The organism is Paenibacillus sp. GCM10027628 (assembly GCF_042676385.1).
Lineage (GTDB): Bacteria > Bacillota > Bacilli > Paenibacillales > NBRC-103111 > Paenibacillus_E.
Genome location: NZ_JBHTHA010000050.1, coordinates 25,946 through 39,652, shown reverse-complemented (window position 1 = coordinate 39,652; position 13,707 = coordinate 25,946). Strand labels below are relative to the sequence as shown.

The following is a 13,707-nucleotide window of genomic DNA, read 5'->3' as shown; positions in this document are numbered from 1 at the left end:
GGAGCTTGTGAGACATGTTATATCCTATCTTGACGGAATCGCGCAGTGTGATCGACCTTGGAGGAGTTTGGAATTTTAAGTTGGACAAGGGAACAGGACTACAGGAAGAGTGGCAGAGCGCACCTCTTACTGACACCATTAGTATGTCCGTACCTTCTTCTTTCAATGATGCAGGGGTTACGGCTGAAATTCGAAACCATGTAGGCTGGGTATGGTATGAAAGAGACTTTACGGTACCGAGCCTACTGCTCCCGGAGAGAATCGTTCTGCGCTTCGGTTCCGCGACCCATAAGGCCAAGGTGTATGTAAACGGCCGTCTGGTCATGGAACACGTAGGAGGTTTTACTCCATTCGAATCGGAGATCAATTCGTTTTTGAAAGCGGGTAAAAACCGCTTGACGGTAGCGGTGAACAATATCGTCGACGAGACAACGCTTCCGATGGGCAGTTATAGCGAGTCGGAGGTTCCGGGGGTAGGCAAGGTCGTCAAGAACAGTCCTTACTTTGACTTTTTTAACTATGCGGGGCTTCATCGACCGGTCAAAATCTACACAACGCCTCGAAGCTACATTAAAGACGTAAGCATCATAACGGAACTCAGTGCCTCAACGGGGATTGTTCGCTTCGAGGCAACGTTCGAAGGCGAAGCGGAGGTGAAGGCTGAAGTCGTCGATCAATCGGGAGTCACGGTTGGAGATTGCCAGGGGTTGTCCGGCACGATCCGCATCGAGAATGCGAAACTCTGGGAGCCGCTCAATGCATACCTGTATCAACTCAGGCTGCAACTGATTCAAGACGGACAAGTTATTGACGTGTATGATCAACCGTTTGGCGTCCGGACGGTCGAAGTGAAGGACGAAAAGTTCCTGATTAATGACAAGCCTTTTTACTTTAAAGGATTCGGTAAGCACGAAGATACGCCGCTTAACGGCCGAGGCTTGAACGAAGCTGCGAATGTGATGGATTTCCAGTTGATGAAGTGGATTGGAGCCAATTCCTTCCGGACGGCGCATTACCCTTATTCCGAGGAAGTGATGAGACTGGCGGACCAAGAGGGAATCGTGGTGATCGATGAAACCCCGGCCGTAGGTTTGCATCTTAATTTTAATGTGGTTGCGCATAGCAACGGACAGAAGCGGAACACTTGGGAGGTCCTGCGGACGCAAGAAGCTCATCAGGAGGCGGTGCGAGAGCTCATCGCCCGCGACAAGAACCATCCTAGCGTCGTGATGTGGTGTATCGCGAATGAGCCAGCTTCCGAAGAAGACGGTGCCGCGGAATATTTCAAACCCCTCGTGGAACTCGCGAAAGCGATCGATCCGCAGGGAAGACCCGTCACCATCGTTACGCATATTGCGGCTACTCCCGAATGTGACAAAGTTGCGGAGCTGATCGATGTCATTTGCATTAACCGCTACTACGGTTGGTACGCGTTCCCCGGCGATTTCGATTCCGCAAAGATGGCGCTTCGAGCCGAATTGAACGGTTGGGGCAAGCGCTGCCCGGGGAAGCCGATCATGGTGACGGAGTATGGGACAGATACCATCGCCGGACTTCATGACATCGATCCCGTCATGTTCACGGAAGAGTACCAAGCCCAGTTTTATCGCGCGAATCACGAGGTGTTCGACGAATTCGAGCATTTCATCGGCGAACAGGTTTGGAATTTCGCGGACTTCCAGACGAGCCAAAGCATCATTAGGGTTCAAGGAAATAAGAAGGGGATCTTCACCAGGGACCGGAAGCCGAAATACGTGGCGCATGAATTGCGTAAAAGATGGAAATCGATTCCTGACTTTAATTATAAATCGTAGCTTTGGGAGGTCACCGACATGTTGGAAGTAGTATCATTGCGAACGGAGTATTTGGAAAATCCCTTGGGATTGGACACGCAAAAGCCTCGTCTAGGTTGGAAACTTCAGAGTGATGGCAGAAACGTCTTACAAACCGCATATCAAGTTCAAGGATCTTCGAACGAGAGCTTCACTAACATGATTTGGGACAGCGGCAAGGTTGAGACGGACAAATCGCAGGGCATTCTGTTTGAGGGTCCGGAATTAAAATCGCTTGAACGGATATATTGGAGAGTTAAAGTTTGGAGTAATCTTGAAGAGGAGTCCTCTTTCAGCGATCCCGCTTTCTTTGAAGCTGGATTGTTGAATGCTTCGGATTGGATGGCCCGTTGGATTGAACCTGAGAAAGAAGTAGACATTCACGCCTATAAGCCGGCTCCGTATATCCGGAAGGAATTCATCGTAAAGAAGGGGCTCAAATCGGCCAGAGCTTGCCTGACATCGAAGGGGTTGTACAACTTTTATCTGAATGGAATCGAGGGCACGGACCATCTGTTCACGCCGGGTTTCACTTCTTATTACAAACGCCTGCAATACCAAGTTTACGATGTGACTCCATTCTTGCAAGAAGGCCCCAATGCGCTAGGTGTCATTCTCGGGGACGGTTGGTGGAGAGGGGCTACGGGTGGAGCAAGTTTAAAGAACAATTTTGGCTATAAAGTAGCTTTTCTGGGGCAACTCGTGTTGGACTACGAAGATGGAAGCCGCGAGATCATCGGCAGTGACAACTCCTTTAAGACGTCCCTTGGACCATTACGTAAATCGGACATGAAAGCTGGTGATTTTTATGATGCCAGAATCAACATAGAGGGATGGAATCAACCTTCTTATGACGATTCCTCCTGGGAGCCTGTTGGGCTCGCAGACGATGGATTCGACAACTTGATTGCTACCCGGAGTGTCGCGGTAAGAGAGAAAGAAAGATTTACGCCAAAAGTAATACGAACGCCAAATGGCGAAACGATTCTTGATATTGGTCAAAACATCGCAGGTTGGGTAGAAATGAAGGTTCAAGGCGACGCAGGGACTGAGATTGTTCTAATCCATGGGGAAACCTTAGATAAGCACGGAAACTTTACTCTACAAAATCTAGCGGATCACGGAACACTGGAAGATTTCCAAGAGATTCGTTACATTACGGCTGGTAATGGTGAAGAGCGCTACTGTCCGCGGTTTTCGATCTTCGGCTTTCGCTATGTACTCGTTAAGAATTATCCAGGAGAAATAATACCCGAGAATTTTACAGCTGTGGCGGTGTATTCCGACTTGGGTGAGACGGGGGATTTCACCTGTTCGAATCCATTAATCAATAGGTTGGTATCCAACTCCAAATGGAGCCAAAAGGGAAACTTTATGGAGGTGCCTACCGATTGCCCAACCCGGGAAAGGGCGGGATGGACAGGGGACGCCCAAGTATTCTGTAGAACGGCGTCGGATTTTATGAATGTGTATCCATTCTTTGAAAAGTGGATGGCCGACGTAGCGGCGGAACAATTCGCTGACGGTTCGGTCGGCAGCACAGTGCCAACTGTTATTGGGCATCACAGCGTGGAGGAATGGGAAAGATTCACAGAGCAAAATAACAACCCGATGGTGGCCATGCGCAGGCCGAAACCTGGTACAGCCAGCATTCTTGACGGTTCAGCAGGCTGGGGCGATGCGGCTGTTATCATTCCATGGACGATGTATCTTTGTTATGGAGACAAGGCTATATTAGAGAATCAGTTCGATTCTGCCAAGGCATGGGTCGATTACATGGCTGCCTGTGCGAAGAATGCGAATGAGCTATACCAAGATTCGCCTGCTTATCAACATTATACGGACGGGGAACTTGACGCTGATTACATCTGGGATACGAGGTTCCATTGGGGGGAGTGGCTTGAAACTGACACTGAAATGGGAGATCTCATGGCAGTTTTGACCAAAACCAAAGGAAATCATCCGGATGTGTCAACCGCCTACTATGCCTATTCCACCCGATTGTTGGCTGAAATGGCATCTGTGCTGGGGAAGGCAGAGGAAGAAGCCAAGTACCAAGCACTTTATGAGAAAATTAGACGCGTATATAATCAATATTTTATTAAAGATGACGGCTATATATTGGAAGGCAGGCAGGCGCCTAATGTCCGTACGTTAGCATTCGGATTAGCGTATGCGGATAAGAAACAAGCTCTCGCTGACAGGCTGGCCCAGATGGTCGAAGAACAGGATTATCACTTGAATACTGGTTTCCTATCGACACCTTTCATCCTTCAGGTGTTGGCGGATTACGGACATGCTGATATCGCTTTCCGGTTGTTGGAGCAGGATACGTGCCCTTCGTGGCTGTATGCCGTCAGCAACGGTGCGACGACCATTTGGGAGAGCTGGAAAGGAATTAAGCCGGATGGCGAATTGTCAGGATCTCTGAATCACTATTCGTATGGTGCTGTTTGCGACTTTCTCTTCGCGGGCGTAACGGGAATTCGTCCCGTTTGGGAGACCCCTGGATACAAGCACTTTATATTGAAACCGCTCGTTGGAGGGACGCTTATGCGCGCTTCAGCAACGTATGAATCTCTATACGGAACCATTCGATCCAACTGGGAGAAGGCAGACCGAGGTATAACCTATCATTTCGAGGTACCGGCGAATACGACGGCCACGATCATGCTTCCGGGCAACCAGGATGATCTGAAGAACGTATCCGGCGATTTCCCGGATGCCCGTTATGAAGATGGACGTATTGTATTCACAGCGGGAAGCGGCGATTATCGCTTTACATTATAAGAGCTGGTCGGCTGGAAGCGTCCGACGAAGCGGTAATCGAAGCGGCTAGAGAAGCGCAAGTCGATCACTTTGTCCGGACGTTGCCGGATGGGTATAAGATGGAACTGAATGAGGAAACGAGCAATGTTTCGCAAGGACAGAAGCAGTTGCTGACAATCGCGAGGGCGATTCTTAGTCAGTTTGAGCATCCGGAGACGGAGCTGGTGGCGGGGTGACGGATTGGCGGAAAAAGGAAAGAGGGGTAGCGAATCCCTCTTTTTTAGATTTTGCAGCCACGTATTTGGTTTCCTGTGACTTATCTGTAAATCGCATCGAAGATGGATTCGATCTTGCTTACGATATCAAATCGACCATTGTCGAATTTCCATGTAACAATCGCGCCAATCATAGCAGACGTATATGCATCGAATAATTGTTTCGCAGATTTCGTAGATTGAATTTCATTCTTTTCGATGGCTTTATTGATTAAATCGATAGACTGACCTTCCGCATGAAAGTAGGAATAAAAATGCTTCCCGTCAAGTTCAAATTCCGCCATCAGAATATGATACATAAAATCGTTGCCGACTTCATGAATGATCTTAGCGTAATCCAAAGCAAGTTTCTTAAGAATTTGTTTTGGAGACCCCATACTTAGATCAACTACGATATTCTTTTCCACCTGGGAAGAAAACCAATATAATAATAAATCATTCTTACTATCGAAATGATGATAGAAAGAGCCGCGCGTTACGTTAAGCTTGTTACAAATCATATTGATACTAACATTTTCATAACCAATCTCTATAAACAGATCTATAGCTACTCCACACATGCTATCTTTTGTTGTGATCATAACCTTTCAACTCCTATTTCGGATTATAGCACAATAAGAAAAATAACCTCCAATGATGGAAGTTATTCTCGTTATCGGTATTTGAATTAATCCAAAATTTCCGGGTGTACCCATTGGGAAGGAGTAATCTTACCGGCAATGGAGCCTGCGTCAACTGATATTGCAGAACCGCTGATGTACCGAGCCATGTCCGAAGCAAGGAATAAGGCAAGGTAACCGATCTCCTTGGGGTCACCGAGTCTTCCGTTCGGAGAGATCATTTTTGCGTATTGTTGAATGACTTCCTCAGGCGCATTTCCCCAAATCGAGGTTCTAAACGTTCCCGGACAAATCGCGTTCACCGTTATGTTATGTGGCGCATAATCTAGCGCTGCGCTTTTGGTCAAGCCCACGACACCATGTTTCGCCGAAGTGTAAATCCCCATAGAGCTGTTCCCGGCTAAACCGGCTATAGAAGCGATATTAATTACGAATCCGCCAGGCGACTTCGACTTAAGAATCGCTTCAATCCCATACTTCATCCCCAAAAATACGCCTTTAAGGTCAATAGAGGTTAACCTATCGAATTCGGCCGTTGTATATTCGTGAGTCGGTCTATTGTCAGCGCCGATACCGGCATTATTCACAATACCGTCTAAACGGCCATAGGTGTCGACCGCAAAGTCGATCAGTCCCTTCACGTCTTCTTCTATGCTTACATCCGTTTGAAAGTAAGACGCTTCTCCTCCATTGGATTGGATTTCTTCTACTACCTTCAAACCTTTTTCAGTATGAATATCCGATACGACGACTTTTACACCATTTTCTGCATAACACAAAGCAATAGCTTTGCCTATGCCATCTGCAGCGCCAGTGACAACTGCAACTTTGCCTTTTACGCTTGAGAAATCAGACATGAATATCCTCCTTTTGCATAAAAACATACATGTGTATGTTTTTTTCTCGATCTTAACTTCGATAATGCTTCTTGTCAAGCGAGTAAAATGGCTAATGCAATTTCCGTCGTTGGCGGAAAGTACATAGTCGTCAAAACACTATTAACAAGTCGTTAAAGTGTTAGTGACTACAGAGCTGTTTTCATATAATAACTCTAATCATATGTCCGGTAGTGGGGATGATGGACATGTAGGCATCTTATCCAGCTACACACATATGAAGGCTAATGGGGGGGGACAGCTATAAATAATGTCATGTAAAGACTAAATGATAGTCTTCAACAGTTACAAATCAATGTTCAGGAAACATATCACTTGATCATTAGCTTTAATGGAAAGGGGAAAGTGCAAATTGAGTTATATTTATTCTCCTATTTCGGAGCAAGGGCAGCATATTTATATTGGTTTTTATTGGCAGGAAACCATTTTCCATGGAAAACCTCTGAATTGATCTACTCGATGCTTCAGGAAAAAAATTACAATTATCAAATTTGGAAGCGTATTCAAAGTGCGGTAATTCACTAGCTCACCGTTTCACCATTTATTGATTTAACATATAGTTTCGTTCCTGACATAACAAACGACGATGGCTTTCGCTAGACTAAAAGTAGTTCAATTATTAGGGGGTCGTAAGCATGATGAAGAAAAGCTCCATCTCTGTTGCTTCGATGGCATTGGCCTTTTCGTTGATTTCATCGACCGCAATGGCGGATATGACAGCGTCCAAATCTGCAAGCACGAGTGCAGCATCGGAAGAGGCGAAAACGTCTGCAGATTTTCAAGATTTGGCCAATATTGACGTAGGCCTGAAAACGAAAATCGATGCGATGCTGGCCAAAGGTGTGTTCGAAGGCGTTGCCGACAAATCGTTCGGTATTGATCAAATGATGACAAGGGCGCAATTCGCAAAAGTATTGACGCTGGTCTACGGTATCAAAGTAGATATGAGCGTAAAGACTTCCAGCTTCAATGACGTAAGCCCAGATGATGCGGCTAACAGTTGGGCGATTCCTTACATCGAAGCTGCGAAAAAGGCAGGTCTTATCGAAGGCGTGAGTGATTCCGCTGCAGGTCCTGCATTCGTTCCCAGCGGCAACATTACAATCGGACAATTGGCAACAGCGCTTGTCAAAGGTCTCGGCAACAAGGTGGATACTTCTGGAAGTCCTTGGTATACATCCGCCGTGAAGCAAGCAATTGCCGCCAAGCTGTTACCGGAAAACACCGACGGAGCAAAACTTGCTACTCGTGCAGATCTCGTTTTTGGCGCTTATGAGGGACAACAAGCATATGCTGAGGCACATAAGCCTGGTCCAGTTTCTATTACATCCGTTAAAGCAATCGGTGTTAAAACGGTTCTTGTCGATTTGGACAGAGAAGTAGACACCTCAAAAGCTACTCTTACATTAAAGAAAGGATCAATCGACGCTGCAACAAAAATAGCATGGTCCGATGACAAGAAAACAGCCACTTTGACGTTGACGGATAGCGCACTTCGTGCGGGCGAATACCAAGTCACACTTGGGGGTATTGAGGCTGCTGGCATTAAAACGGCTACAGGTACGTTTACAGCCGAAGATGAAAAGCTGCAGAAAATTGAATTTGCCAATACTGGCGATACGATTTCATTATTTGAAAACGCTTCCGTTTTAGTAAAGGCTACGAATCAATATGGCGAAAACGCTTCTTTTTCCGCTGGTTTGTACAGTGTAATATTGAGTAATGGCCAGACTGCACAAATCGTCAGGAGAGACGACGGATTGCTGAAATTGACGTTTGACAGCAGTAAAGATTCGAATGGAAGCGCTTCGATGTCAAACGTGTCTGTCATTTCGATCCATATTTATTTTAACGACACGCACCTTTCCGCCAGCAAAAACTTTACTGTAGGTGTCGCACCATTCATTACAAAAATGTCCTCCGGAAATGTCAAATACACAAATGGAAGCAGTCTAAGTCAAAAAGGCGAAACCGCTACAGTACCTCTACAGGTTTACGATCAATACGGAAATGAACTCGGTTTTAAAGCAATCCAGACGATACTTGGTGCAACAAGCAATAATGACCTCGCGACAGCCGGGAAAGCGCAGATTGTCGTTTCGCCATTTGAGTCGAATCTCAAAGCGGGGCTGCAGGATTACGATAACACCGATACCCCAGAAATTCGCCTGAACCTTAACGAAAATATTGATAAAGCGGGAGAATATACGACAAATGTCTATCTCCAAGCCGCAGCCGCCGGCATCAAGATTTCGGTTGGATCTAAATCAATATCTGCGAAGGTGGAGATCGGCGAACCCGACGGAGGCGTCATTGCAGCCGGCGATGCGGACGTGTACATCCCTATCATTGCTTATGACGCGAGCGGCAATAAATTAAGTGTCGAAGATCTGATCAGTGACGTGAATGTAAACCGCATTAAGATTGGCGTTAGCGGCGCTTCGGTATTGAATTCCGATGACTCGACCGGATCCAGCGCCATGATATGGAGTTACGGACCGCATAGGGGCTCTATTCGTTTATCCCAGGTTACCGCCTTAAACGGCAGTATGGTAACGGTAAATGCCTTTATCAATTCGGCCAATGTCAGCAGCAGTACGACGAAATCTTTCAAAGTTGCTAGCGTACGAGTACCGGATCATCTGAAATATGACGTTTTAGCCGGCTATGTACCTGCACAGAAGATAGTCGCCGGAGGTTATACAAAATTCAGGTTCATAGCGGTTGATCAATACGGGAAGGAATTTGACACTAGTGGCTCCTTCCTGGCTGCCGATGGATTGGGAAATCCGGTGAATGTAGCCGATATCAATAATGTAACTGGAGTTGTCTATTACAAATTTAAACTGACTCCGATTAATATGGACGGAGTCACGGTAGCGATCACAAAGCATCTTGATAGTGCTGTAGCGCCTAATGCATTGGTTCCTTACATTACTTCAGGGAAAGAGTACAATACTTTTGCTTATGTAAATGGAAACTCCGGTTATGCAGGGAATACCGGATTCAGAGAGTTAGGCAATGTTTACCGTGTAGCTACATCTGCAAATGCAACTAGTAAAGCTTCCGGTTTCAAAGTGGATTTTATCAAAGTAAATTCGAATGGTTCCGAATCTGTCGTGTATACAATGAATCGTGACATTACAATCATTGATGCAAACAGCATTTCTAATGAAAGCTTAACTTATAAAGCGACTATACCTTGGAACATGCCGAATTACTCCCTGTTTGCGACAGGGGATGCGATAGAGAATAACGCTCTTATTCCGAACGATGATCCCGACTTCAACAAGCTTCCTTTTGAAGAATTTAAATTATCGATCTCTGATATGCAGAAGCCTACCAGTAATTTGGGGCAAGAAGTATATTTGTATGCAACTGACGCAGCAGGCAATCAGGTAGCCTTGCCCAAACAGATTAGTTCCGTCGTATCCTCCAATTCATCAGTCGTTCAAGCTGTTTATAGCCCAGGCGGTAAAGCATATATCATTGGCGGAAAAGCGGGAACTGCCAGCATTACAGTCGTATACAAAACAATTACTGGAAATGATGTCTTAACAAAAGCATCGGTAATGGTGCGTAGCGATCCGGTTGCACCTGTATTTATGGGTGCTAACAACGAGAAAACCACGACTTCCCTTTCAGGTTTGAACGCATTCAGTCTCATGTATATTTATGATAACTATGGACATAAGCTTTATGGATTTGCAAGCGGTGGGCCGGTAAGGCAATATAACAATCTGTTTGGTATTCAATTCTCCGTAGATCATATTAGTGGAGGTACCGTAGGCATTAATCAGTATGGCAATGTAACAGCAACAACTGACGGAACCAGAAAGGACAGTAACGGAGCCGCCTATGTTACTTATCAGTTGACTGCTATCGCAGCAAATGGCAAAAAACTTATTATGATCGTCATTCAGAAATAGTTAGTACCAAAGCATGCCCGAAAGCCATTTATTTATGAGCTTTCGGGCATTGAATTTTTACGGTGATTCGTAGGAAGTCGTTATATGGCTTCAGTGAAGGCGTCGGAGAGCGTCGCATCGTCGGATGCCATCATATAAAGGGCTCCGTGAAGCTTCACATGCGCCATAGTCATTCCTTCCGTACGAAGGAACGCATCGAGCGCACCAAGCTGATACAACGAAAGATCGTATACTTCATTCGTCGACATTTGCATATACCTGCGGCCGAAGCCTCCACGATCGGGCAGCTCGATGTGGGCGCCTACGCAAACACCGTACTTTTTGGCAAGGGCCACCGTCTCGCGCATGACGCGAGGGTCCCCACCGTGGAAGCCGCAGGCGATGTTTGCAGAAGTGATCAGCGGCATCATACGGCTTACCGACCAATTCGAAGCCTACGGGGAGATGACCGGCGAAGCCTGCGGGAACCGACATGGCCGGAAGGCCGGATTGCGAAGCGAATAGCCATAAGACAAAACAAAAAGATTCGCTTGGCTCGAAGCTTGACACAGCCAAAGCTGCTGAAGCCCGCGGCAATAATAACACCAAAGGCAGGTAAGATCCAAGCGTATATGAATGAGCTCGCCGCACAGAGCGGCAAAGCGCTGACAGAAGCTCAAGCCAAGCTCTTGATTCACTTGGCCCGATTGCTGCAAAATTAAACCGGACTACTCAAGTCACCAGCTTCACCTAAGACGCCAGCCAAATTAGTGGCACTGATTCTTCGAAAATTGAGCAGCTTTTTCTCATAGGGAACTCGGTTAAGAATTAGGCGTTCACTATACTGGGTGAACGCCTAATTACCTTAGCAGGAAATGGAAGGAAACTATACTAGATGATTAGACAATAAGACGGTTGTTAGCCTTGGCGATTTTTAAACGAACGGGCAGGATTGCGTGGGGGATGTAGATTTCGATTAGAAGGTTTTCATATACGAAGCATTAGGTGATTCTGGTATAATATAGGAAGTCGATGTTCTTTTGAGGGAGTATTTACAGGAGCATACAGCAAGAGGAAGGGAGCAGCTATGTGGTCGTATACGGTCGATTTATTCCGTGATTTATCCCCCGGCGTCAAACGATTTATCGCAACCGAAAGCCTATTTGGCATCGGCGCCGGCATTTTCAATTTGATCTTGAACTTACATCTGTTGGACCTCGGCTTCTCCAAAGAGGACATCGGGCGCATCACCTCGCTGGGAGCGCTGACCGTGGGACTGACCAGTCTGCCGGCAGGCTTCGTCGTCAAATACATAGGCCGCAAAACGATGCTCGTCATCGGCATGCTGTTGGCTTTTTTTGCGTTGATTATCTTTGGCATCGGCACCGGCGTCGGGATGATTACCACGGCACAGCTCATCTGGTCACTGAGCATTGCCGCCATCGTGAATTCGGAAATCCAACTGCTTTTTCAATATTGCCGCACGAAAAAAGAAGAAACCAGCGCCTACTCGCTGCTGTTTGCGATCTTTACCTTATGCACCGGCATCGGCACATGGTTGGGGGGCTATCTCCCGTTGTGGCTGCCGGGGCACAGCACGCTGTACCAATACGCCTTTTTCGTGGCAGGCGGCTGTTTGGGGTTCTCCGGTATTCTAAGGGGCTGGCTGCTCCCGTCTGCCAACGACCAAGCTGCTGCAACCGGGGAAAAGGGTGCTTCCGCAGTTCTTTCTTCGGAGCGGCCCAAGAAGGCGCACGCCTATTCCTTCATGCTCCTGCTTGCGCTGTTTATTTTTAATTCCGGCTTCACCTTCGGTCTGTTGAGCCCGTTCCTCAACGTCATCCTGAAATTTCGATTCGGGATGGAGGATAGCAGCATCTCCAGCCTTCTAGCGCTCTCAGGTATGTTCTTTTTTGTCGGATCGCTTCTCGTGCCGTACATATTGGAGCGTATGGGCAGCCGCAAGTCCTTCGTGCTCCTGTTTCTCTATAACATTGTAGTGGTAGGGCTGATGGCGCTTACCATGCCGGGGTCCGTCTTCGCCGTACTGTTGCTGATTCGAGGCACTGGCTTTACGATGTTGAACAACTTGATGGACAGCGAATGCATGTCCGCCGTTGCCGAAGAAGACCGTAATGTTTTCGCTGGGATGCGGACGGTTTCGCGCAGTATCGGCAACACGATTGCGTCTTATTGGGCGGGGTACATTTTGGCCGGGAATCATTACTCCCTGCCATTCCTGTTAACGGCGGGAGCGCTGCTGGCGGGATTTACTGTGTATGCGTGGTTCGTGCAGGGTAAGCTGGTTCGGAGGCTGCAGGGGCAGGCATGAGGTGATCCCTTAAAAGGGAGGGGAGGCTGAGCCAAGTAAGAAGGCACTCGGGGAGGAGCTCTTGCAGCGTGAAATGGATAGCTAAAAATTTGATGACAGACAGGAGTTAGATACGATGATAAAAGGTTTTGGAGGAATATTTTGGAGAACTAAGAATCTTGAAGTTATAAAAAAATGGTACAGTGAAGTGTTGAAAATTGAAATAGAAAATTGGAATGGGACTATGATAAAACCCCAATTAGGAAATGAGACTATCTTTTCTTTCTTTACCGAGAATGACAGTTATTTTCCAACAGAACAACAAGTGATGTTAAATTTCCAAGTGCATAATCTAAACGAGACTATTAAGCATCTTGAACACATTGGTGTACCTCTTGCAAAGAAAAAAGAGATTAGTGAATTTGGAAAGTTTATTTGGATTGAAGATCCTGAAGGTCGATTGATCGAGCTTTGGGAGAAATAATTATACTCCTTAGGAAACTCGCGTTCTGCGCGGTTTTTTTGTTACCACATAGGAAAGTTTAACTTCGTTAAAGTGCTAAAGCGATTAACCAACTTTCCTATTGGCGATAAAAACTTCCGCTAAACGCGGTCGATCATCTTCGAAAGTACGTCGATAGACGTTTTTCTCATGGATGCACAAATTATTTTAGACAGTGTAATATAATTAAAATATTACCTTTACAGACAAAGTAATATGTCTTATTATGCAGTTATGGAGGTGATTGTATGAGCGAGAACAAGATCACATCCGACCTGCTGCGCGGACATACGGATACGATGATTTTACGGCTCTTGTCCGAAGCTGATCGTTACGGTTACGAGATTGTCAAGCTGATTGCCGAGCGTTCGGGCGGCGAATATGAACTAAAGGAAGCCACGATGTACTCCAGCTTCCGGCGGCTTGAAGCAGACGGCGACATCGAGTGGTATTGGGGCGATGAATCACAGGGCGGACGGCGCAAATATTTTAGGATTACCGAAAAGGGCAAGAACACTTACGATCGCAACAAAAGCAATTGGGAGTATGCAAAACGCGTGTTAGAAAACTTAGTATAAGGGGAGATTTGATATG

General features: G+C 46.5%; 9 protein-coding genes and 2 pseudogenes. 8 read left to right on the top strand and 3 right to left on the bottom strand.

Going from position 1 to position 13,707, the window contains the following annotated elements; all coding sequences use genetic code 11:
* Positions 1 to 14: 14 nt before the first annotated feature.
* The 3 genes and pseudogenes from uidA to ACFQZT_RS30655 form a co-directional block, all read left to right on the top strand.
* Positions 15 to 1,814 carry a beta-glucuronidase gene (gene uidA, locus ACFQZT_RS30665; RefSeq protein WP_379306468.1) on the top strand — a complete coding sequence of 600 codons (1,800 nt, stop codon included), beginning with the start codon at positions 15 to 17 and terminating at the stop codon, positions 1,812 to 1,814.
* 18 nt (positions 1,815 to 1,832) lie between these two features.
* A complete protein-coding gene (locus ACFQZT_RS30660) occupies positions 1,833 to 4,622 on the top strand; it encodes a family 78 glycoside hydrolase catalytic domain (RefSeq protein WP_379306466.1) in 2,790 nt (929 codons plus the stop codon).
* A pseudogene (locus tag ACFQZT_RS30655) lies at positions 4,619 to 4,798 on the top strand (ABC transporter ATP-binding protein); the annotation flags it as partial. The gene ACFQZT_RS30660 and the pseudogene ACFQZT_RS30655, both read left to right, overlap by 4 nt.
* A gap of 119 nt (positions 4,799 to 4,917) precedes the next feature.
* On the opposite strand, the gene ACFQZT_RS30650 reads toward ACFQZT_RS30655, so the two are convergent.
* Both ACFQZT_RS30650 and ACFQZT_RS30645 read right to left on the bottom strand, forming a co-directional pair.
* Positions 4,918 to 5,457 (bottom strand): TetR/AcrR family transcriptional regulator, encoded by a 540-nt coding sequence (locus ACFQZT_RS30650; RefSeq protein WP_379306464.1) that lies wholly within the window; start codon positions 5,455 to 5,457, stop codon positions 4,918 to 4,920.
* An 86-nt stretch (positions 5,458 to 5,543) separates the two neighbouring features.
* Positions 5,544 to 6,353 (bottom strand): SDR family NAD(P)-dependent oxidoreductase, encoded by an 810-nt coding sequence (locus tag ACFQZT_RS30645; RefSeq protein ID WP_379306462.1) that lies wholly within the window; start codon positions 6,351 to 6,353, stop codon positions 5,544 to 5,546.
* Between the two features lie 674 nt (positions 6,354 to 7,027).
* Between ACFQZT_RS30645 and ACFQZT_RS30640 the strand changes: the two genes are divergently transcribed.
* On the top strand, positions 7,028 to 10,321 hold the full coding sequence (locus ACFQZT_RS30640; RefSeq protein WP_379306460.1) for an S-layer homology domain-containing protein: 3,294 nt from the start codon (positions 7,028 to 7,030) through the stop codon (positions 10,319 to 10,321).
* An 83-nt stretch (positions 10,322 to 10,404) separates the two neighbouring features.
* Here the strand turns inward: ACFQZT_RS30640 and ACFQZT_RS30635 are convergent.
* Positions 10,405 to 10,719: pseudogene (locus tag ACFQZT_RS30635) on the bottom strand (LamB/YcsF family protein); the annotation flags it as partial.
* On the opposite strand from ACFQZT_RS30635, the gene ACFQZT_RS30630 reads away from it, so the two are divergent.
* From ACFQZT_RS30630 to ACFQZT_RS30615, 4 genes are all read left to right on the top strand, one after another.
* Positions 10,687 to 11,022: a hypothetical protein gene (locus tag ACFQZT_RS30630; RefSeq protein WP_379306536.1), complete on the top strand. Its 336-nt coding sequence runs from the start codon at positions 10,687 to 10,689 to the stop codon at positions 11,020 to 11,022. The pseudogene ACFQZT_RS30635 and the gene ACFQZT_RS30630 overlap by 33 nt on opposite strands.
* 365 nt (positions 11,023 to 11,387) lie before the next feature.
* Complete coding sequence (locus ACFQZT_RS30625) at positions 11,388 to 12,632, top strand: MFS transporter (protein ID WP_379306458.1); 1,245 nt, start codon at positions 11,388 to 11,390, stop codon at positions 12,630 to 12,632.
* A 115-nt stretch (positions 12,633 to 12,747) separates the two neighbouring features.
* Complete coding sequence (locus ACFQZT_RS30620) at positions 12,748 to 13,095, top strand: VOC family protein (RefSeq protein WP_379306456.1); 348 nt, start codon at positions 12,748 to 12,750, stop codon at positions 13,093 to 13,095.
* Positions 13,096 to 13,361: 266 nt separating this feature from the next.
* Positions 13,362 to 13,691, top strand: coding sequence for a PadR family transcriptional regulator (locus ACFQZT_RS30615; RefSeq protein WP_379306454.1), 330 nt, complete (start codon positions 13,362 to 13,364; stop codon positions 13,689 to 13,691).
* Positions 13,692 to 13,707 lie beyond the last annotated feature (16 nt).

Coding starts and splice junctions, on each gene's coding strand:
- ACFQZT_RS30625 (WP_379306458.1), top strand. CDS start 11,388: ATGTGGTCGTATACGGTCGATTTATTCCGTGATTTATCCCCCGGCGTC.
- uidA (WP_379306468.1), top strand. CDS start 15: ATGTTATATCCTATCTTGACGGAATCGCGCAGTGTGATCGACCTTGGA.
- ACFQZT_RS30620 (WP_379306456.1), top strand. CDS start 12,748: ATGATAAAAGGTTTTGGAGGAATATTTTGGAGAACTAAGAATCTTGAA.
- ACFQZT_RS30645 (WP_379306462.1), bottom strand. CDS start 6,353: ATGTCTGATTTCTCAAGCGTAAAAGGCAAAGTTGCAGTTGTCACTGGC.
- ACFQZT_RS30660 (WP_379306466.1), top strand. CDS start 1,833: ATGTTGGAAGTAGTATCATTGCGAACGGAGTATTTGGAAAATCCCTTG.
- ACFQZT_RS30650 (WP_379306464.1), bottom strand. CDS start 5,457: ATGATCACAACAAAAGATAGCATGTGTGGAGTAGCTATAGATCTGTTT.
- ACFQZT_RS30615 (WP_379306454.1), top strand. CDS start 13,362: ATGAGCGAGAACAAGATCACATCCGACCTGCTGCGCGGACATACGGAT.
- ACFQZT_RS30640 (WP_379306460.1), top strand. CDS start 7,028: ATGATGAAGAAAAGCTCCATCTCTGTTGCTTCGATGGCATTGGCCTTT.